This window comes from Paenibacillus sp. Soil750 (genome assembly GCF_001428045.1).
Lineage (GTDB): Bacteria > Bacillota > Bacilli > Paenibacillales > NBRC-103111 > Paenibacillus_E > Paenibacillus_E allorhizoplanae.
Genome location: NZ_LMSD01000044.1, coordinates 1 through 20905, shown reverse-complemented (window position 1 = coordinate 20905; position 20905 = coordinate 1). Strand labels below are relative to the sequence as shown.

The window sequence follows — 20905 nt, the reverse complement described above, 5'->3', positions numbered from 1 at the left end:
TCCTACATCGTTTACAATGATCAGCATATTTCCCCTCCTCCCACTTACGATAAGATTCAGAGATGGATTATTTTTTTTCGTTGCTATCTTGCTTTTGTTCTTGCTTTTGTTCTTTCTTTTCCTCTTGATTTTCTTTTTTAACTCCATAAGACATACTTTTAATATGAAAGTTAAAAATAGTGACTAATTCATGGTTAACAACCATTGTAATGTAATCATCATTGGCATCGGCTAAAACGCCCTGAACACTCTCATGGCCACCACGGTTAACTTGACACCAAAGATTTTTCATACCTTTCAATAAACCAATAAAATTGTCAGCTTCCATAATTTTCAACGGAGTTGCATTCGGCTGTGCAGTCAGCAAGTACTCCATTGTGTCTTTCGTATTTACTGTCATACTCTTTAAATGACTTGTGTTGTAATAAATAAGTCCATCCTTCTCATTGTAGATCCCCACATAATCGAATCCCACTGCTACAATCTCGCCTTGACGAGATTCAGGACCCCCGCGATCCAGTCTTACTTGTTTACCCATTAGCAAAGAATAATCGAATGCCATAATAATCATTTCCCCCTTCAGGTAGTGGTTGGTTGTTGTTACATGATTTATATATACTCACGTGGCAAAGGTTTGTACTAAACGAATGCCCCGTCTCTTAAAAACTCCACATTTATCACTAGAGGGTATTTGTACGTGGATATATACACAAACCCCTCCGATCATCAGAAAAACGTTTATCTGTTAAGATAAACGTTTCTCATGAATGACTGAAGGGGCGTCCAACTGCTCCTGCTATTACATTCTTTTTATATTGGATACATCGGAAATACAACTTAAGGCAACAACATACACAGTATCTCGCGTAGACATTATGACAATACCGTCATTAAGTCCGATAACTTCGGCATTAGATACATCGTTTAACTGCTCAGCTAACGTGTTGAAATCAACTTTCGCTTTGCCGACTAATGGATTAAACAAGTTCATCATTGATGAGCCTTCGTTGTTATCTTTGTCGTTATTGTCAGAGTTTTCTTTACCAGTAATCAACTTACTGTCGAAATCTTCCCCCCATATCTCTAAGCCGGCAATAAGATGCATAGGTATGAAGCGCTCAACCCCGTTACTTGTAAAATTTAAAAGTAAGTTTTCGGCGGAAATAATTTTCGCATTCGAGTATTTTCCGTTTGAATAGTCTAATGTGTGTATTTCTTTCAATTTTTTATCTTTTAGCTGACTAAGGAGATTTTGCATGGCATCCCCACTATGGCAGCATTTGCATTCCTCGTTATTAGACCTAACTTCCTGTTTAGGTGGCCCTGGGGGTTTAGGTTTTGGTGGCCCTGGGGGTCCCGGTGGCTTAGGTGGTCCTGGGGGTCCCTCTGGCCCTTTTGGTCCTTCTGGTCCCTCTGGTCCTTTTGGTCCCTCTGGCCCTTTTGGTCCTTCTGGTCCTTCTGGTCCTTTTGGCCCTTTCGGTCCTTCTGGTCCTTTGGGTCCTTTCGGTCCCTCTGGCCCTCTTGGTCCTGCCGGCCCTTCTGGCCCTTTTGGTCCCGCTGGTCCTGCTGGTCCCGCTGGTCCCGCTGGTCCCGCTGGTCCCGCTGGTCCTGCTGGTCCTGCTGGTCCTGCCGGTCCTGCTGGTCCTGCCGGTCCCGCTGGTCCTGCTGGTCCTGCCGGTCCTGCTGGTCCTGCCGGTCCTGCTGGTCCTGCTGGTCCTGCTGGTCCTGCTGGTCCCGCTGGTCCCGCTGGTCCCCTAGGGCATAACTTACAGTGATGTTTTTTACACCTATTTCTTTTTTTGCGCTTATGACATATCAATTTCCTCTTTTTTTTCTTTCGTTTCGGACATTTGCAGGGCTCTTTTCTTTTACATACTAGGCAAAGATCCTCTATACCACTTGCTAATGATTGAGAATTGTCAGGTTTGTCCTTTACTTTGTACAAACTAAGTTTAGCAGCAACTTTAACTATGCGAAAAGTTTTCATCTTAAAAGCACTAGGATTAAAAAATATTTTCGAACGTTTCACAATGACTGAACCCTCCTCTCAGAAATCTAGACATTTGCTACTAGGGAACATTTAACTATGTGGGTATTTGCAATATCAGTGTATGAACCTATAAAATAGCCTGTTCTAGTGAAAGAGCACATTTTGATACGTTTAGAGAATTAAAATTGCAATAAAGAAGAAATACGGGCTATACCCTAGAGCGTTCGCGAACACGTGACATATACATGCAGTATAAATAACGATTCATGTCATTTATCGGGTAATACTTGTGAAATAGATTGGTCACACTTCAACGAACAGGAGGAATCCTTATGTTTATAGTCTGCCTACTTATTCTTTCTGGAGTAGGATTATATGTAACATTAAAGCCTCCGACAGAGCAAAATGAAAAGTCGTTAACAATTGATATATTCCCAGAGCTTAACATGGATAGTGTCCAGAACGCTTTTGAAGGCGCGTCTTTCAAGAAAGAAGAATAACAACGTTTGATCTACTATTGAATAATTGGGCGTTCGTATAGGGTGATTAATTCTAGTACACGTTCACAAAATATCAAGCAAATCCTCCCTAGGATTGTTACTGCCTGTAAACGCAAAGAATCTACCGAATATTTCGGTAGATTCTCAAGTAAAAAGCTACTCTAATGAGTGGCAGAAGCGGTCTCAGTTACCCAGAAAAACGAACCTGTTCCCCTGCACCAAGACTAATTGTTCTACAAATCGCTCCGATTTAGATAAATTAGCCAAAGTAAATTCGTTAGAAGGGGTCTTCTTTATCATTGTGTACTCTGCCTAATGATGAGTTTAGGTGCTAAGACCGTAAGTTTCATCACCTTTTCTTTTTGAATCAAATTTGTTAAAATCATCATTGCCTGCATGCCCAGCTGTTCACTTTGCTGCGAAACCGTCGTTAGTTCGGGATTTATCGCTGAAGACAATTGCGTATCATCAAACCCAGCAATCGCGATATCTTCAGGAATTCGTAACCCGCGTGATATGGCTGTTTTCATAGCACCTATGGCCACATAATCATTGATACATAAAATAGCAGTAGGGCGATTGGACATGGTAAGAAATGCTTCCATCAATTGTCGTCCGCAAGACATGGAGAAACTCCCCATGCGAACCCATTCTTTGCGATAAGAGAGCTGATTCGCCTCTAACGTACGCCGATAGGCTTGCAGCTTCTCCACCGTAGTTGTCGTTGCTGCGCTTCCGCCTAAGAAACCTATTTGACGATGGCCACGATCAATCAAATGCTGAACAATCAGCTTAGTGCCTAAGTATTCGTCTGTTTTCACACGATGACATGGATGTCCTGGCAGTGTGCCATTTATCAAAACAATAGGGATTTTCCTCTGTATATCTACCACTTCCTGCACGAGAGAAGGCGGACAATGTCGTGAATTAATACGGCCTCCCATGAGAATGAGTCCATCCACTTGCCTTTCACATAGTAAGTTTAAATACTCGGATTCTCTGTTGTAATCGCTAAAAGTATTGCATAAAAAAAGGGTGTAACCAAGCTTTTGTGCAGCCCTCTCTGCCCCTCCGAACACCTCTGGGAAAAACATGTTGCTGCTATCCGGAAACAAGACGCCGATCATGCCGGTCTTCTTATTGACTAGACTGCGTGCTAAGGCATTGGGCTGAAATTTATGTTTTTCAATAATGGCCATAATCTTCTGCCTAGTGGATGCACGTACAGGTGCTGTATCATTCAGAACTCGGGAGACCGTCGAGACGGAAACATTCGCTTCTCTAGCAATATCATAGACTGTAATGGTTTCCAGGAGCTCACTCTCCGTTACGTCAAAATGAAAAGCGAATGATCGAAGGCCTGTTCTGAAACAGACCTTCGATGTGTAATGTCACTTATTTCGTGCTTTCTACCATTTTCTTGAATTCATCCAATTGCTTTTGGACTTCAGTCATGACTTTGTCAAAACCAGCAGCTTTCAAACTCGCACGGAAATCTTCTACTGCTTTCACAGGGTCACCAGCTTTTCCGTAGAGGATTGCAGGTCCCTTTGATCCAACCACTTGTGTAATTGCTGTTAACTCATTCGTGACGCTGGCCTTATCGAAAACAAATCGGCCGTAAGGATAGGCTTTCTTGATCTTATCATAAGAAGCATACAAAGCGCCTTTCCCAGCCCAGTCTTCGCCATTAGGGATTTCGTTCTTGTCGATACGCCCACCCCAGAAGTTAGAGTAGAAATCATCTCTTTGGACATCGTAACCATCCGGACGGAAACGTTTGCCATCTTTCACGACATATTGAACGCCTTCAAGTCCATAGTTCATCAATTTATAGACTTCAGGGTCTTGACGAATAAGCTCATAGACCATCAGCGCGCGCTCTGGATGCTTACTTTTCGCCCCAATGGATGTACCGCCATGTGTGATCGACATCGATACGAGGTTATTTTTAGTCGCCGAGAATGGGAAGAATTGCAGATCTGAGCCTGGTTGCAGCTTATCCATTTTGATGCGCTCGCCAAGGTAGGTTTGTGTATGATGTTGATCGACAGAGGTTTTACCTGCTTCCATTTCTGCGCGGTTATCACCTTTATAGTTCAACACATCCTCGCGCCAGAAGCCCTTGTCGCCCCAACTTTTCATCATCTTAGCAAAATCAACGAACGTGTCATCAAGAAATGGACTATACGCTTTGTACTTATCATTAAAAGATTTTCCGTAGATTAATGCGAATAAGCCAGTATTTATCGGAAGTTCAATCGCGTCCGTATAGGAATTGATATATCCGCCAATGTTGCCTCCTGAAGTACCATTCGTATCCCATGGAACAACGCCCGGCTTCTTATCCTTGACACCTTGTAAGTATTTCTCCAACGTTTTCCAATCCGTGATCGGTGAAGTGATACCGAATTCTTTGGCCCAATCACCACGATATTGAAAGCCGTGATTTACCCATTGCGTATAGTGATCTTCGGGGATGAGCATAATCTGATTCTTGTATTTCGTCTCAGCCCAGTTCTCTGGCGGTACTTCCTTCCACGTGATCGGTGCATAAGTGGGCAGAAGCTTATCTAGTGGCTGGAAGGCGCCCTTTTGCGCATTTTGCCACGTATCCAACCAGTCGGTTGCCACTGTAATTAAATCAACAGGCTCCCCAGATGCGAGTAATAAATTATATTTCGTTTGCCAATCGGCCCACTCTACCCATTTAATTTCCAGTTTGGCATTGACCTTTTGTTTCAAAATGGCATTGAGCTTTTCCATGACTTTCTCAAACTGACCATTCTTCGGCTTGTCACCCAACATGACATAAGAAATCGTTTGAAACTCCGAAGTATCGATTTTACCACCAGCAGCTGTTGCAGGTGCTGTGGAATCTGAAGAAGTGCTGTTAGATGACGTACAAGCTGTCAAGCTTACTGCGAGCGTCGCAGCGAGTGCAATACTAAGCGCTTTCTTTTTCTTGAACATGGAATTGCCTCCCCATTATCATTTTTGTTTTATGCATAACGTCAGCCTTTAACAGCACCAACGGTAATACCTTTGATGAAATATTTCTGTACCAATGGGTAAAACAGGATGACGGGGCCTGTTGCAACAACCGCTGTGGCCATTTTCATAGACTCAAGCGGCATATCTCTGGGCTGAACATTGGAGGAAACGGATGAATTCTTAATAAAGTCGGCACTGGTGACCACATTATAGAGAAACAATTGAAGCGGTCGATATTTCAAATCGGGCGATAGGAACAACATGGCATTGTACCATTCATTCCAATACCCCAGAGCTATAAACAATCCGATTGTAGCTAAAGCGGGTGTCGTCATCGGCAAGATTAGCTTCGTAAAGATTCTAAAATCGCCTGCTCCATCCATTTTGGCTGACTCTGTAATCGCATGAGGAATCGATGTAACGAAGCTTTTCATCATAATTATCAGAAACGGGCTCATAAGTCCTGGCAGCAGAACAGCTAAGTAATTATCTTTGAGGTGCAGCCATTGAGTCATAATTAAGTAAAATGGGACAACTCCCCCATGAAACAAAGTTGTGAAGTAGATGAAAAAGGATATTCTGTTCCGGTAAGGAAAATCTGGACGCTGCAAGGAATATCCCGTCATTGCGACGACGAATAGTCCAATGGTTGTGCCAACTATCGTAATTCCCAGCGTCACACCGTAGGAGCCAAGAATTACGCCTGGGTTCTCAAACACGATTTTATAAGCAAAGCTACTAAATTCTTTGGGCCATAAATTATAACCATGCAACGTAATGGATTTCTCTGAGGTGAACGAAGTACCGAATACGACAAGAAATGGAATTAGGCAACATAGTGCAAATAAAGCTATAAAGATGTAGCCGAATAGTCGTATAGCCACGGACGAAAAATCCGTCCCCCTCTGGCGAGCGATGACTTGCTCCATAGGATGTCCTCCTCAGCTATTCATCATTTGAATAAGCAATTTTTAGAATAAGGTGTTATCAGGTGAAAACTTTTTCACAAGCCAGTTTGCTGTTATGACGATGAAGAATCCAAAAACAGACTGATATAAGCTGACAGCGCTTCCTAAGGAGAAGTTAAAATTGTTCATTAAGGAGCGGAACACGAACGTCTCAATAATATCTGTAGCATCGAATAACGCTGTATTATTAGCTCCGACTAAGTTGTAGAATAAGCCGAAATTGCCTCGGAGGATGCCCCCCAATGAGAACAGAAATAAAATAATAAAGGTGGGCTTCAGCCATGGGAGCACAATATAGCGAATCCGCTGTAAGGCATTGGCGCCGTCGATTTCTGACGCTTCAACGATCTCGGAGTCTAAGCCCATAATGGCGGCGAAATACACAATAGAGCCATATCCTGTAGACTGCCACAAATACGTGATGACAATGATAAATGGCCAAATACTTGGGTTCGAGTATGTTTTGACAGGATCCCATCCGATCGATTTTAGAATGCCGTTCAGCAAACCGAAATCATAACTGAGAATGTTATACGCGATGAGTCCAACAAGCACGAATGAGATAAAATAAGGCAAAAACATCAACGATTGCGAGACTTTCTTAAACCACTTTTTACGAAGCTCATTCAGTAGAATAGCAATACTGATCTGAAGAATATTGCCAAATACGATAAATGCAAGATTATAGAGAATGGTATTGGAAGTTAGTTTCCATAATGCGCCTGAAGTCACTAGAAATTTGAAGTTATCGAACCCAACGAAGTCACTGCCGAAGATACCAGCCGAGTAGTTATAGTTGATAAATGCAAGATAGAGCCCAGGCATTGGCAGGTATGACATGACTAAGAAAAAGAGAATAGCGGGTACACACATGAGTAATAAGGTGCGATGCGACCAAAACCTTCGTAACGGTGTCGTTCGCTTTCTAACAACGGGTGAAACGGCATCTATGGTCTTGGATGTGATGGCAGTTTTCATACGTTAGCTCCTTTCATATTAACTATCGGAGACGGGTACGAAACGTAACGGTTCCAATATAGCATCATTTTCTAACCCTACGGCTTCCAACAAAATAGCAAGTTCATTCTCCTCTTCCCGCTCATGGAACCATGCCCCAGGCAAATAAAAGGATTCATCACTCCCACCACGGAATATCGGTCGATTCGCACCGCCTTGCGTCCATATACGCCCCACCAGATTTCCATTAAAGAACACGGACAGTTTCATATCTCGGCCTTTGGTATATACACGCCATCCTAAGCCATGATTGCTGTCTTCAAGCTCGCCATAGAGCCATGCGACAGTACCAGGCTTCATCGCTATCGTTTCTGTGACAGGTTTCGCGTCGATGCGTAAGGCTTTAGCATGTTGCAATAAGCCTTGCTCCTGACAACCCGCTACGGTCCACTTACTCGCCGACGTCCCTTCATACAGTGTGATTTGCCCGCTCAAGGCAATGTACGTTTTATCTAAAAATAGCGTAATGACCGCAGTTTCTCCCGCATGTACGAAAGGCGTAAGATCCAGAAAAGGATCATGCGGATTTACTTGTCCTAGTGCATGTCCATTTACATAGGCATATGCTTCCGTGAAGTTACCAGGCGTATGAAGAATCCAACGATTAGCTTTGTCTGCCAGCTTAACGTGCTTGCGATAGCAATGATGAGCAGGTAAATCTGCTGATAACCAGCCTCCTATACTCACGATCGGCCATTGCCCGTCATCCACATCCGTAGCTGTATATTCGTCTTTGATTTCATCGGCTTGCATGAGTTTGAATCGCCAATTTTGATTTAGGTCTCTTGTCGACGTGACACCGATAATGCCGGTTAGTCCCTTCAGACTGTTCAATTGAAGGCCGGGAAGCGTCGTATCGTGAAAATTGGTATGTCCCCAAATTTCCACACGAGCTGTTAACTCAGGAACCACTTGTATAGCTTCAGGGATCGGTACATAGCGGGATGTTCCGCCTGGTGTTACCGTGCCCATATACCATTCTCCCGTGTAGAGCGAAACCACATCACTAGCTCGTTGAAGGATGAAACCCTGATAGTCGTTATCAGTCTGCGGCAATTGTGCTTGATACCAAGCGAACCCACGATAAATTCCGTGTCTTTCTAAATAATCGACATCGTCACCAAGGTATACAATCTCCTCCGAAAAGGAACCTAATTGGTCAACCTTACTTAGCTGCCATGTTATTTCCACTTCCCTGCTTTCCCTCGCTTGCACCGCAACTGTTTCAATTCGCAACTTGCCATCCTCATCGATGCCTTCTAAACGAAGTGCACGAGATCGGCTCATTCCAATGATTTCAAGTTTATGTCCATCAGATAATTGGACCGTGGCTCTAATTTCTTTGTCTGAAGCCTGAAAAGATAAGGTTACCCTTCGTTCTAATTGCGAATTATGAAGGGTCATCTCGGCATGCTGTACGCCAATCTCCGACTCAAAGGTAAATTGCACTGCTCCTTCATTATCCGTATGGAAAACGAAAAGTGTACGCTGCTCCTGCGCTAGATGCTTCACTTGTATCAGTTCAGCCGTTGCATAGTCGAGCTGGCCGCCACCAGCAATCCCCCATGTTCGTAAAGGCACACGGAGTGGCAAAATCGGGCACTCGAATGCCGAAACATTCAATTCAAATACGAGCTCGCCGCCTTGTTTCAAAGCTAGATGATTCAGCTCACTAGGCGTTGCCTCAGCTAAAGAAGCGCCATATGTTTGAATCACGTGATGCAGCAACCTGCCCTCGTACGCTTCTTCCCGGATATGCCCTTCAGGCGTAATCATGCCATGAAAATCGTAATCTGAAGTCAGGAAGGAAAGCGGATCTCCCCAATTGTTGGCGGCATTTGTAAAGCCAAAGTTTGTCCCTGATGCTTGCAAATAAGGACCTAGCAATTTGGCTCCCGCCGATAACAGTCTTCGAAGTAGAAAGTGTGAGCGGTTCGTTTCGGTTACTAACAAGGGATAACCCCTGCGTGCTAATTCTTCTCTATAATAGTGAACTCTCTCTTCAAAGAATGGATCACGATCATTTGGGTAAAAGTTGCAGGTTGGCACAACGCCTTCTGCGAACCCCGATGCTTGCAACAGACCACCTTGGCCTGCACATGCAATTAAAGGAACCGTGATGCCATGCCCAATAGCTAGATCTCTTAAGGCTGAGATATATCCTTCCGGATCCTCACAAGGATAGAAATCAAGCTCATTCTCCAATTGAACAGCGATTATGGAACCTCCCTGACCTTGTTCATATCGCTGAAGAATAGGTAGGATTCGTGCGTACCATCTTGCCACATGGGTTAAGAAAAGCGGATCATTATCCCGAATTCGCATGTTTTCTTCGACAAATAGATAAGCAGGCAATGCACCTCCGTCCCATTCGGAACATATGTAGGGACCTGGTCTTGCGATGACCCATAAGCCAGCTTCCGAAGCCTCTTGAAGGAACTGCGCTACATCTTTCTCTCCGCCGAAATCCCATACCCCTTCATGGGTCTCATGATAATTCCAAGGGAAATACACATCAATGGCGTTATAACCACAGGCTTTCACTTTACGTAAGCGTTCTTGCCAAACACCGCGAGGGATTCGAAAATAAAACAAAGAGGCGCAGAGGATAACTTCTGATTTGCCATCTATGCGGATCGCCTCGGGCGATAATTGAATGATCTGATTGTGGCTAATGGATTGTTGCACTCGTCTTCCTCCCCTCAGTTGGGCTCTCTACGCTTGTATGAAACCCGTTTCATTCACCAAGCAGGTTTCATGTTGTCTCTAATGCCAGTATAGACAAAATATAAAGCGCTTACATTCAAATAAACTTCTAAATACATAAGAAAACAACACTGTTCACCACATCATAAAAAAGCAAAAAGTTGTGAATTATACTGCAATTCACAACTTCATGCCTTCCATATTTCACTGATTTCTTATACTTTTCACATCATTTTAGGACTCACACCTAAATTCTTTGACTGTTTTCCCTTCAAGCTCTTTAAACACTTTACAGAAATAGGAAGCTTCTTGAAAGCCCGTTTTTTCTGCGACTTCATATACCTTCCAGCTAGGATCCTGAAGTAATAACTTAGCCCTTCGAATTCGATAACGATTCAAATATTCTACAAATCTTAACCCTGTCTCACTTTTAAACAAATTGGATACATAATTAGAACTAAGGTGAAGACTTTCAGCCAACTTGCTAACAGTGATATCCTCCGCATAGTGCTCCTCAATATACGCAATGGCGGCTTGAATTTCTTTACGAAACGGCGTATTCCCCATTGCTTCATAACTTAATTCTTTTTGCCATGTCTGGAATAATTGCTTCAGTTGCTGGATGGTAGGGAACGCTTCAATTGCACGGTTGATTTGCCGATAGGTTGACTCCGCACTTGCAGAAAACTTACCTCTTCCGATCGCAGCAGCCTTTGTTAATATAGTGGCTTCATGGATGACGACTTTCAATTCATCTAGCGATAGCCTTCTTGTCAAAAGCAAGTCAAAGAAAAGTTCCGTTTGCTTGTCTACTGCTTCGAATTGACCGCTTTGAATCGCAGAAGCGTAAGCTTTCATCGAAACCTCTACACCTTGAATTTCGCTACTAGGCTTAGCCCAATAGGAATATACTTGTCCGACACCATCATAGATCGATTGTTCAAGGGCTTTTTCTGCTTGACGATACAATATCCTCCAATCCGTTAAAACATGCCCAATAGAACTAATGCCTATAGTCAAAGTACTAATTTTACCCGTATTTTCCATCAAAACAGCAGCATGCCGCAACAATTCTTCTCTACATATTAGTTCGCTAGTCTCATTGGGAAAATGCCTCATAATCACGGTTCGATGATCTGAAATCGGAATACGAATCGGGACTTCCCCTAATTCAGATAGCAAGGCACGCGTGGAATTAGCGTTAAACTCACCCTCGAATAGCATAATGGCAATTGGACCGGTAGGAATCGGGAATCGTATCGCTCTTGCTTGATCCTCCATCTCATCAACCGTCTTTAATTCACCGAATATGAGCTTTCGTCCTAGTAAGTACCACATTTCCTGCAAATTCTCATTTCGGATCGCGGCTTGTCTCTTCAGATGAAGCTCATCTTCAATTTTCGTTTTCATTTGCCCGAGTAATTGCTGCAAGGATTCTGGTTCCAGATCATGCTTAAGCAAATAATCCTCAGCACCCAGCTTTAGAGCCTCCTTCACGTAACGAAAATCATCAAAGGAGCTTAGCGCGACAATTTTAATCGAATCATCTTGCTGTTTCACCTTCTGAATCAAATCAATCCCATTCATTTCGGGCATCGAGATATCGGTCAGAATTAAATCGACATGCTGATGTTGCAAGATATCTAGAGCATGTACACCATTTAAAGCTTCGTTCACGATATGAAAACCATAATCTTCCCAACGAATGATCGATTTAATCGCATAGCGATAGATTGCATTGTCCTCAACGATCATGGCGTTCAGCATATTAAGCCCCCTCCTTAACGTTTTATTTTATAAGGAATACGCACAATGGCTTTGGTACCTAATCCTAATTCACTCTCATAGCTAAGCCCATATTGCGGCCCATAGTAGAGCTGAATTCGCTCATGCACATTAGGAATGCCGATACCTGTAACACCAGGGACCGATTCTTTCTGAGCGCCAACATGCAGGATATTCGCGACTTGCACGGTATCCATGCCTTTCCCATTGTCTTCTACGGTAAGTAGTAAATCTCGATCAACCACCCTCGCGCTTAATTGGATTTTGCCTATTCCCTTCGACATCTCAATTCCGTGCAGAATGGCATTCTCGACCAAAGGCTGTAGGATAAAATAAGGGACTTCACAGGCTAACAAGGGCTCATCTACCTCATATTCCATTTGAAAAGCTTCCCCATAGCCAATTTTTTGGATAAAAACATAATTCTTTAGCTGCGTTATTTCTTGCTCCAAACTATGAAATTCACCAACACGCCGTACCGAAGACTTCAATAAATCGATAACAGAACTAATCATTCGCTCAATCTCGGGTTGTTCGTTCATACGAGCATACCATTTCACCGTTCCGAGAGTATTATATAGAAAATGAGGATTAATTTGACTTCGTAATACTGTGAATTCCGCTTGCTGCTTCGCGATTTGTTCCTTGTAAACGATATTAATAAGTTCATTGATCCGAGCTAACATGAAATTAAAACGGAGTGATAAACTACCGATTTCATCTTTACCCAGTGGAACAATGCGCACATCAAAATTCCCATCTTCTACGCGTCGCATCGTCTGCTCTAAAATTTTGATATTTCGTGTAGATGAGTTGGAAAGTATGGCGGCAATACCAGTCGAGATCAATACGGCCAACAAAGATACAAGGACAATCACAAATACGATGATTTGCGTACCCGATAGCAAAACAGACATTGGAATAAAACATAGCACACGCCATCCCAAGGTTGGGGTTCGTTCTTGTACGAATAAATGACTGTCCGCGCCTGCATATTCTACAGTAGCCATGGCCGCATCGCCTTCACTAAGTACATTCGATATACTATTTCGTATGAGTTTGTCTGTTTCTGGACTTCCGCCACCTACTAACAATTCGTTAAAAGGGTTGAGGATAGCGACATTACTCTGCTTAATAATGGAACTTCCGCTGCCCAATGAAAGAAAAAAATTGGCATCAAGACTATAAATAATCGTTCCTAAGCTGCGATCAATCTGGTTCACATCTACGAAATCTCTGATGAGAAATACCTCATTTCGCTCACGTAAAGAAGGGGTCCACCCCATACTAAACTGATGGGATTGTAGATACGTCTGTGCACGCAATGTCATCGTCGATACCGCATCATGGTTCAGGGTATGATCCAGTCCCTTTTTATTTTCCCACCAATACAATTGCCCTGTGCTCGTTTGGATCATAATGGCATTCAGAAAAGGATTACCATTGCCATATTGCGCAAGTAGAAATTCCATGCGACTTCGGAAAGCTGGATAGCTCTCACTCGTTACTACTTCCCCTTGTTCAGCCACAATTTGCCGAATATTCGTATCACTGAGAAGATAAACGGAGGAGGTGAACGCCTCTTTCGCTTTGTTCTCGATATTGTCCGATACTTGGTGTATCACCTGCATAGACAGATCCTTGGTATTAGCTTCAATAAACTTGGTTGAGGCGTAAATCGCAACCCCGCCAACGGTTGTCGAGATGAATAGAATGAGAATCATATTGGAAAGAAAAAGCTTCGTGCGAATTCGGAAATCTTTGATACGATTGGAAAATGGTTGAAAAGCTCTCATTCATCTAGGCTCCTTACCAACGCTCATTTGGAAGCTCGACGTTGTTGATTAAAAGCTTGATCCAACTCTTGAATACACCTGTCCACATTGTGTGAGGGGTCAATAATGAATTTCGTTATGGCATTAATGAATATCTTTTGCAGATCTTGGTTCACAAAATCAATATAAAGGCTGGACCAATCATACGTTTTACCCCTTTGTATATAAGTGGAATCTAATTCGATATAGGTCGGATCAAAATCTTTCGGTAACCCTTTAATAACAGATAGCGCTTTCTTATTCTTCTGGAAAATGTTGCCCAACTGTTGCGTTGCAAACAGGTCCAAGGCTTGTAATGCCGCTTCCTTATGTGGTGATTTAGGATTTACGACGATACCGCCTGTCGATTTCAAACCGAATATAGCCTTTTGCGGATCTGTCGAATACGGGAATGCGAATAAACCCAAATTGCTCGCTGGATTTTTGGATTTTACCCCATCAATCGTCCAAGTACCGTTGATGATCATCCCTGCTTTCCCTTCTGCAAGGAGCATTTGCGCCTGATTCCAATCTGTTTCAAATGGTTTATGGTTGACGTATTTCAGACGCTCACCGAAACGCCCCAAAATTTCTTTGAACTGGATTTGATTGTCCTTAAATGTTGTTTTTCCTGCTTCAATATCCTTAATCCAAGTGGGATTAATCACATATTGATTCGCTAATAAATCCGCCGCGAGGTCCCAACTTATCGTCCAAGCATCCTTATAACCTGCAGCGATCGGGACAATCCCTACCTTTTGCAGAGCTTCACAGGCTTCGATAAATTGTTGCCATGTTTTTGGCGGCTCTTTAATATCAGCCTTGGCAAATGCGTCTTTATTGTAAATCACGCCAACACCATTCACATCAATCGGCAGCGCCCATATGCGCCCATCGGCTGACTTCACGCCATTTAGGTAACGTTCATCAATATTAGCTAGACTCGGTTGATTGCTTAAATCCATCGCATAGCCTGAACGAATAAAATCAAAAGCCGTATCCAAATTATCAATCATGTACATATCCGGCATATTACCTGAAATTGCCCAAGTACGCAGCAAACTCAAATAGTTGCCTCCATCAACGCCTGTAAGTGCGAATGTGTACGAAGGATGCTGCTTACTGTATAGCTGCGTCCCTAGTTCTAGCCACTTCCGTGCCCCCTCCTCATCAAAATGGTGGACCCATGACAATGTTTGTACTTCTGGCTGGCTCCTGGGAACCTTGGTTACGTTCTGTGACTGGCAGGCTGTTAACACCACTAATACCGAAATGCCAAGGGATATAATCCGAGATTTCATCCAACCACTCTTTCTATTGATAGCGTTTACATAAGTATTCGAATAACAAGTTCAATTTCTGATCTATAGTTCCACAAATAAGTAAATGGGATCTATTAATATTTCGCATGAAGGCATGAATTTCCTCTATACCACACTAGTCTCTTACAAAGTATCATCTGTAAAGTGTTTCAGAAAAGCACCAACCCTTTGTACTATCTACATTGGCAACTGGTTGGCGCTATCTTTGAAAATTGAAATGTTACTCTTTGCCAGGAAAACGTTCATCCTCTAGAGTCAATGCCCTTAAGTCGTCGTACCTCCTCTTCAATTCGGTTAACATCAATACGTTGGAACAATACTTCAACTTGGGTTAACTCTCTTGCAGCGGGACATTCAATATATGCCCAAGTGGGAACAGATAAACCTAGAAAAGCTCTAATCTTTTTACAGGAGAAAGGAAGAAAGGGTTCCAATAGATTCGACAAATTCGCAATGATTTGAACACATGTATGAAGCGTATGATTACATGCGCCCACATTTTCTTTGATCTGATTCCAAGGTTTTTCATCATCAAAATATTTATTACAGCTACGAATGAACGCAAACACGCTCTCCAGCGCTTCTTTTAACTTTCCTTTCTCAACAAGGTCACCGCATTGAATATACAGGTCATCCATTTGTTCTTTGATCGTCGTATCAATTACACTTTGAGGGACTTTTCCTTCGTAAAATTTTTCAATAAATACTAAACTTCGATTCACAAAATTCCCAAACGCCCCAAGCAATTCCCCATTATGGCTATATATAAATTCTCTCCAAGAGAAATCCGTATCTCGATTTTCTGGACCATTGGCAATAAGGAAATATCGGATTGAATCCGCCTCATACCTCTCTAATAGCGAGGGAACCCAAACAGCCCAGTTTCGACTTGTTGAGAATTTTCTTCCTTCTAGGGTTAGAAATTCGCTGGATATAATATGATCTGGCAGGTGTAAATTCTTCAAACCAAGCAGAATAGCTGGCCATATAAGTGTATGAAACGGGATGTTATCTTTCCCATGAATATAGTAGGCTTTTACACCTCCATTGGACCAAAACTTTTCCCACGATTCTCCGCGCTGATTGGCCCACTGCTTACTGGCAGACAGATACCCACTTACCGCCTCTATCCACACGTAAATTTTTTTCCCATCAAATCCTTCAAGGGGTACATCTACCCCCCAATCCAAATCCCGAGTAGCAGCTCGATCCTGCAGACCTTCTCTTAAATATCGCCTTGAAAGTCCAATGGCGTTTTCCCTCCACCCATCCGCTTGATCAACAAAGTTTTCCAGATCATTTTGAAACTTCGATAGCGATAGGAAGTAATGATCAGATAACCTTGATGACGGTCTTCCCTTGCATAACTTACATGAACGATTATGCAGTTCCAACGGATCCAATAATGCGGAACAGGCGTCACATTGATCACCTCTTGCATCACTGCCACAATGAGGACAGTTCCCTTCAACATAACGGTCTGGCAGAAAACGATCGCAATCGTTACAGTACGTTTGTTCAACTGCTTTTTTATATAGAACACCATTGTCCAGTAGTTGATTAAATACCCCTTGCACAACTTCGTGGTGAAACGGATGATCCGTTCGTGTATACAGGTCGTAGGAAAACCCCATTTGATGGAAACAATCCACAAACTCATTATGATATCTGTCTGTAATTACTTTAGGGGAAACCCCCTCTTTGTTCGCTTGAATTGAAATAGGTGTTCCATGACAATCACTTCCTGATACATAAAGTACCTCTTCCCCTTTTACCCGAAAATACCGCGCAATCACGTCACCTGGAAGTAAACTCGCAACCCGTCCTAAGTGAAGTGATCCGTTCGCGTAAGGCCATGCTCCTCCAATAAATATGCTCATCTCAATTTTCCTCCCTAATTTAATAACTCTTGAAAACAAAAAAAACCCTCGTCCTCAAAAAGGACGAAAGCTGTCGCTCACGTGTTTCCACCTAAATTTACCGATCCCTTACGGAGACTGGCCTCTACAGGTACGTCACCACATGAGGTGATTATACCCTGGCACGTTAACGGGTGCGCCCGGTGCGGTCTACTACCTCTCTGAGAGGGTTCAATGCACAGCTCTGAGACCATGTTCGTCAGACGTTTCTTTACTCCTTTTCACCTACCGGAGCTCTCTGTTAAAAGAACGGGGTCCAACTACTCTTTCTCGTCGTTGCCTTATTCATATTCCCTATATAACCAATTATAAATATATATATTCCAAAAAATCAAACTAATTTTCAATTATAAAAAGATTATACTTTTCTCGGAGGGCTATTTGAACCATCCCTTCTCTTTGAAACGCATAATAGCCTCAATTCGGTTACTGACATTGAGCTTATCGAGAATAACGGAAATATAGTTGCGAACAGTACCTCTTGTAATATACATGTGATCAGCGATTTCCTTCGTATTTTTACCATCGGCGATCAAGTTCAACACTTCCTTTTCCCGCTCGGTCAAAGGATTTTCTTCATTATAAGTTTCATCTACCAGCTCTGAGGCATAGATGCGTCTGCCTGCCATCACGCTCCGAATTGAGGTCGCCAGTTCCTCGCTGGGACTATCTTTCAACAAATAACCGTTGGCACCTGCCTTAACGGCCCTTTCAAAATACCCATACCGGGCAAACGTAGTCAAAATAATGACTTTGCAACCCAATCCCTTTAGTTCTTCCGCCGCATCTAAACCGTTCATTATTGGCATCTCAATATCCATAACACAAATATCTGGCTTATGCAGTTTAACCAGCTTTACAGCATCCTCGCCATTGCTTGCTTTACCAACGACCTGCATATCCTCTTCCAAATCAAGTAAGGATGCAAGTGCACCAAGCAGCATTCGCTGGTCCTCGGCAATCACAATTCGGATCATATCCGCACCTCCCTTTCTGGTGGTATGATAGCATTCGGCACTTTGATTACAATCATTGTTCCTTGGTCTGAGACAATTTCCATACAACCATTTACAAACTCAAGTCGCTCTTTCATGCCCCGTAATCCATTCCCAAGTAAAACAAGACATTCTTTCGTCATGCCGATCCCATTATCCCCGACCTTGATAACGAGATCGCTTGGTGATGGCTCAATGGAGATTGAACACGAAGTAGCACTGCTATGTTTGATAATATTCGTAATCGATTCCTTTAAACACATACTCAACACGTTTTCATTGATCAAGGAAGTGTTGGTTAACTTCGGATCACCCTCCACAATGAGGTCAATCTCAGCCGCCTTCAAAATCTGTTTGATTCGAAACATCTCTTCCACGAGTCTCGTTCCACGCATTTGTGTAACGATTTCCCGAACTTCCTTTAACGCAATTCGAGCTGTCTGACGAACATCATTGATTTCGATTTGTGCTTGCGCTGGATTTTTGCTAATTAATTTCCCTGCCAAATCACTCTTCAAACCAATTAATGAGAGCTTCTGACCAAGTGTATCGTGTAAGTCACGGGCGATTCTTTGGCGCTCTTCTAACTTTACCAGCTCGGAAATCCGCTTATTTGCATCCTCTAGTTGTCCCTGGAGTTTTTCACTCCTATTTCGGTTGAACGTGGTGACAGGAATGAGAATAACAGCAATGACACTAATAATGATAAAAGGCAATTGGTCAAAATACACAGGATTTTGCGATACCAATCCATAGTTAATTGTAACAATCGTTGTTACTAGATGAATGCAGTACAATGTGATAAATCCTGCCTTACTTTTCATGGTGCCAATAAAAAATGCTAAAAAGAGAGAGAAATACACATAGCTGAATACGATAGCCATGATAATCGAAATAATAATTTGTATACTAGTCCAAAAGTACACAATCCATCCTTTAGATACGAAGGACAGCACGTAGCAACTAAAGAAAACCATGATCATGATGGTACCTAACACAATGTGGTAGGTGGTAGAAGAACGAAATATGAAATAAAAAGGGAGGATATAAAAGACAACCCACACATACGGACTAAGACCGGTGTTTTTGTGAAAAATTTGATACCACTTTTGCATAGTCCGTTTAGCCTCTTTTTCTTCAACATAGTTTTAATTATATTCTAGCATAAACATCAATCGATGTATTTACTGCCCTTGAAAGCTTGATTTATGGACTTTTACGTTTATTTTGTTAACCAAAGGATCATGCTCATCTTCCTTAAGGTGCACCTGTTTATTATTTTTATAACCAACAAACGTTTTGTTATGCTCATCCCATAGTTTGAAATTTAGCGACTTCAAACTAGTGCCGATTGTAATGGTCGTTGCTTTTTGAAGCGGAGGTGTTGCATTGTGCGCTTTTTCCAAATTATAATTGGGCACTTTCGGACTCAAATGATGGACATGATGAAACCCAATATTGCCAGTAATCCATTGCAGAAGCTTCGGCAGCTTATAATAGGAGCTTCCTTCTACCGCGGCTTTCACATAACTCCACTCATCTTCCTTCTCGAAGTAGGAGTCTTCAAACTGATGTTGCACATAAAACAGCCAGATTCCCATCAAGCCCGCTACGAACATGATTGGAGCTTGAACCAGAACAAACGACTGCCAGCCAATTATCCAGATCAGTCCTCCATATAAAGCAAGGATGGAAAGATTCGTCATATACGTACTGATTCTTTCCTTGCGTCTAGCACCTTTCGTATTAAAGCGGTTCGTGAATAGGAACAAAAAGATGGGACCAAGTCCGAACATAATGAATGGGTTCCGATATAACCGATATGCGATTCGGACCCATACGGAAGATGCCGCATATTCATCGACGGTAAGCACCCACATATCACCGATTCCACGTTTCTCGAGATTACTGCTCGTTGCATGATGGATGGAATGACTATTTTTCCACTGCTGATAGGGAAAGAGTGTAAGAATTCCCGTCATTGTACCGATGATTTCGTTAGCTCTACGGCTTTTGAAGAACGATTGATGACAACAATCATGGAAAATGATAAAAGTTCGTATAACAAATCCGGATGCGATGATCGTAATCGGTAATGTGATCCAATAGGATATAGATAGGCTTATATACGCAGCTACCCAGAGTACGATTAAAGGTCCTAAGGTATTGAATAGCTGTTTGATACTAGCCCTCGTATTTGATTTTTCATAAGGGGCAACTTGTTTTTTTAAGTTCGTTAGCGTGGATTGAGTCATCGTATAGTTCCTCCTCGATATGGTGCGCAGGTCTTGTTAGCGAATATCAGTTGTCGTATCCTATCTTCATTATAGATATCGCTTTCAATTCGTTGCAGTCATAAACATCATGTAGACGGTATGATATATGTCATATAGACAAGCGAGAACCTTACAAATTTGCTAATCGGACTTTTGTGTGTTAGTATTGGGTTATAAACAGCTTTGACATAAACTCACATATTGAAAAAGTGATCATTTGTGTAATGGTGCCTTTTTCAATGTGTGATTTTTTTTGTTTGAAAAAAGCATGTTAATAACAATTTGGAGGTAATTATATTATGGAAACAGGAACAGTGAAATGGTTTAACGCAGAGAAAGGCTTTGGATTTATTGAAATGGAAGGCGGAAATGACGTATTCGTTCATTTCTCCGCAATTCAAGGAGATGGATTTAAATCATTAGACGAAGGACAACGCGTAGAATTTAATGTAGCTCAAGGCAACCGCGGTCCTCAAGCTGAGAATGTTGTAAAACTGTAATACACAGTGAACTGTCCTTAACTGAACTGTGACCCGTAAGATGGACACTTTGAAAAAAGTGCCCTCTTACGGGTCATTTGTGTTTTAATCAGACTATGAGAATGGAGCGGAGGAAGAAA

Annotated in this window: 17 protein-coding genes; 3 read left to right on the top strand and 14 right to left on the bottom strand. The window is 42.4% G+C overall.

The window, feature by feature from the left end; genetic code table 11:
* Positions 1-67: 67 nt before the first annotated feature.
* Together ASL11_RS34325 and ASL11_RS37280 are read right to left on the bottom strand one after the other, a co-directional pair.
* Entirely contained in the window at positions 68-562 is a 495-nt protein-coding gene (locus tag ASL11_RS34325) for a hypothetical protein (RefSeq protein WP_056625630.1), read from the bottom strand.
* Positions 563-799: 237 nt separating this feature from the next.
* A complete protein-coding gene (locus ASL11_RS37280; protein ID WP_157257152.1) occupies positions 800-1258 on the bottom strand; it encodes a hypothetical protein in 459 nt (152 codons plus the stop codon).
* Between ASL11_RS37280 and ASL11_RS37275 the strand changes: the two genes are divergently transcribed.
* Both ASL11_RS37275 and ASL11_RS36885 read left to right on the top strand, forming a co-directional pair.
* Complete coding sequence (locus tag ASL11_RS37275; protein ID WP_157257151.1) at positions 1257-1775, top strand: hypothetical protein; 519 nt, start codon at positions 1257-1259, stop codon at positions 1773-1775. The genes ASL11_RS37280 and ASL11_RS37275 overlap by 2 nt on opposite strands.
* Before the next feature lie 547 nt (positions 1776-2322).
* Positions 2323-2490, top strand: a complete 168-nt coding sequence (locus tag ASL11_RS36885; protein WP_157257150.1) for a hypothetical protein — start codon at positions 2323-2325, stop codon at positions 2488-2490.
* A 296-nt stretch (positions 2491-2786) separates the two neighbouring features.
* Here ASL11_RS36885 and ASL11_RS34315 read toward each other — a convergent pair whose 3' ends face one another.
* The 12 genes from ASL11_RS34315 to ASL11_RS34260 form a co-directional block, all read right to left on the bottom strand.
* A complete protein-coding gene (locus tag ASL11_RS34315) occupies positions 2787-3779 on the bottom strand; it encodes a LacI family DNA-binding transcriptional regulator (protein WP_327205132.1) in 993 nt (330 codons plus the stop codon).
* Positions 3780-3885: 106 nt separating this feature from the next.
* Complete coding sequence (locus ASL11_RS34310) at positions 3886-5463, bottom strand: DUF3502 domain-containing protein (protein WP_056625621.1); 1578 nt, start codon at positions 5461-5463, stop codon at positions 3886-3888.
* Between the two features lie 41 nt (positions 5464-5504).
* On the bottom strand, positions 5505-6413 hold the full coding sequence (locus ASL11_RS34305) for a carbohydrate ABC transporter permease (protein ID WP_056625617.1): 909 nt from the start codon (positions 6411-6413) through the stop codon (positions 5505-5507).
* Between the two features lie 42 nt (positions 6414-6455).
* Positions 6456-7325, bottom strand: coding sequence for an ABC transporter permease (locus ASL11_RS34300; protein ID WP_235550671.1), 870 nt, complete (start codon positions 7323-7325; stop codon positions 6456-6458).
* 123 nt (positions 7326-7448) lie between these two features.
* Positions 7449-10157, bottom strand: coding sequence for a beta-galactosidase (locus ASL11_RS34295; RefSeq protein WP_056625610.1), 2709 nt, complete (start codon positions 10155-10157; stop codon positions 7449-7451).
* Positions 10158-10409: 252 nt separating this feature from the next.
* Positions 10410-11942, bottom strand: a complete 1533-nt coding sequence (locus ASL11_RS34290) for a response regulator (RefSeq protein ID WP_056625607.1) — start codon at positions 11940-11942, stop codon at positions 10410-10412.
* A 14-nt stretch (positions 11943-11956) separates the two neighbouring features.
* On the bottom strand, positions 11957-13756 hold the full coding sequence (locus tag ASL11_RS34285; RefSeq protein ID WP_056625604.1) for a sensor histidine kinase: 1800 nt from the start codon (positions 13754-13756) through the stop codon (positions 11957-11959).
* 23 nt (positions 13757-13779) lie between these two features.
* Positions 13780-15075, bottom strand: a complete 1296-nt coding sequence (locus ASL11_RS34280) for an ABC transporter substrate-binding protein (protein ID WP_056625602.1) — start codon at positions 15073-15075, stop codon at positions 13780-13782.
* Positions 15076-15338: 263 nt separating this feature from the next.
* Complete coding sequence (gene metG / locus ASL11_RS34275) at positions 15339-16976, bottom strand: methionine--tRNA ligase (RefSeq protein WP_056625599.1); 1638 nt, start codon at positions 16974-16976, stop codon at positions 15339-15341.
* A gap of 416 nt (positions 16977-17392) precedes the next feature.
* The gene (locus ASL11_RS34270; protein WP_056625596.1) at positions 17393-17992 is read right to left on the bottom strand and encodes a response regulator transcription factor; all 600 of its coding nucleotides are present in this window, start codon (positions 17990-17992) and stop codon (positions 17393-17395) included.
* Complete coding sequence (locus ASL11_RS34265; RefSeq protein WP_056625594.1) at positions 17989-19125, bottom strand: sensor histidine kinase; 1137 nt, start codon at positions 19123-19125, stop codon at positions 17989-17991. Before ASL11_RS34265 ends, ASL11_RS34270 begins: the two co-directional genes overlap by 4 nt.
* Positions 19126-19194: 69 nt before the next feature.
* Positions 19195-20265 carry a fatty acid desaturase gene (locus ASL11_RS34260; RefSeq protein ID WP_056625590.1) on the bottom strand — a complete coding sequence of 357 codons (1071 nt, stop codon included), beginning with the start codon at positions 20263-20265 and terminating at the stop codon, positions 19195-19197.
* Between the two features lie 320 nt (positions 20266-20585).
* On the opposite strand from ASL11_RS34260, the gene ASL11_RS34255 reads away from it, so the two are divergent.
* The gene (locus tag ASL11_RS34255; protein WP_056625586.1) at positions 20586-20786 is read left to right on the top strand and encodes a cold-shock protein; all 201 of its coding nucleotides are present in this window, start codon (positions 20586-20588) and stop codon (positions 20784-20786) included.
* The last annotated feature ends 119 nt before the right edge of the window (positions 20787-20905 follow it).

Coding starts and splice junctions, on each gene's coding strand:
- ASL11_RS34325 (WP_056625630.1), bottom strand. CDS start 562: ATGGCATTCGATTATTCTTTGCTAATGGGTAAACAAGTAAGACTGGAT.
- ASL11_RS37275 (WP_157257151.1), top strand. CDS start 1,257: ATGGCATCCCCACTATGGCAGCATTTGCATTCCTCGTTATTAGACCTA.
- ASL11_RS37280 (WP_157257152.1), bottom strand. CDS start 1,258: ATGCAAAATCTCCTTAGTCAGCTAAAAGATAAAAAATTGAAAGAAATA.
- ASL11_RS36885 (WP_157257150.1), top strand. CDS start 2,323: ATGTTTATAGTCTGCCTACTTATTCTTTCTGGAGTAGGATTATATGTA.
- ASL11_RS34310 (WP_056625621.1), bottom strand. CDS start 5,463: ATGTTCAAGAAAAAGAAAGCGCTTAGTATTGCACTCGCTGCGACGCTC.
- ASL11_RS34305 (WP_056625617.1), bottom strand. CDS start 6,413: ATGGAGCAAGTCATCGCTCGCCAGAGGGGGACGGATTTTTCGTCCGTG.
- ASL11_RS34300 (WP_235550671.1), bottom strand. CDS start 7,325: ATGTGTGTACCCGCTATTCTCTTTTTCTTAGTCATGTCATACCTGCCA.
- ASL11_RS34290 (WP_056625607.1), bottom strand. CDS start 11,942: ATGCTGAACGCCATGATCGTTGAGGACAATGCAATCTATCGCTATGCG.
- ASL11_RS34285 (WP_056625604.1), bottom strand. CDS start 13,756: ATGAGAGCTTTTCAACCATTTTCCAATCGTATCAAAGATTTCCGAATT.
- ASL11_RS34280 (WP_056625602.1), bottom strand. CDS start 15,075: ATGAAATCTCGGATTATATCCCTTGGCATTTCGGTATTAGTGGTGTTA.
- metG (WP_056625599.1), bottom strand. CDS start 16,976: ATGAGCATATTTATTGGAGGAGCATGGCCTTACGCGAACGGATCACTT.
- ASL11_RS34270 (WP_056625596.1), bottom strand. CDS start 17,992: ATGATCCGAATTGTGATTGCCGAGGACCAGCGAATGCTGCTTGGTGCA.
- ASL11_RS34265 (WP_056625594.1), bottom strand. CDS start 19,125: ATGCAAAAGTGGTATCAAATTTTTCACAAAAACACCGGTCTTAGTCCG.
- ASL11_RS34260 (WP_056625590.1), bottom strand. CDS start 20,265: ATGACTCAATCCACGCTAACGAACTTAAAAAAACAAGTTGCCCCTTAT.
- ASL11_RS34255 (WP_056625586.1), top strand. CDS start 20,586: ATGGAAACAGGAACAGTGAAATGGTTTAACGCAGAGAAAGGCTTTGGA.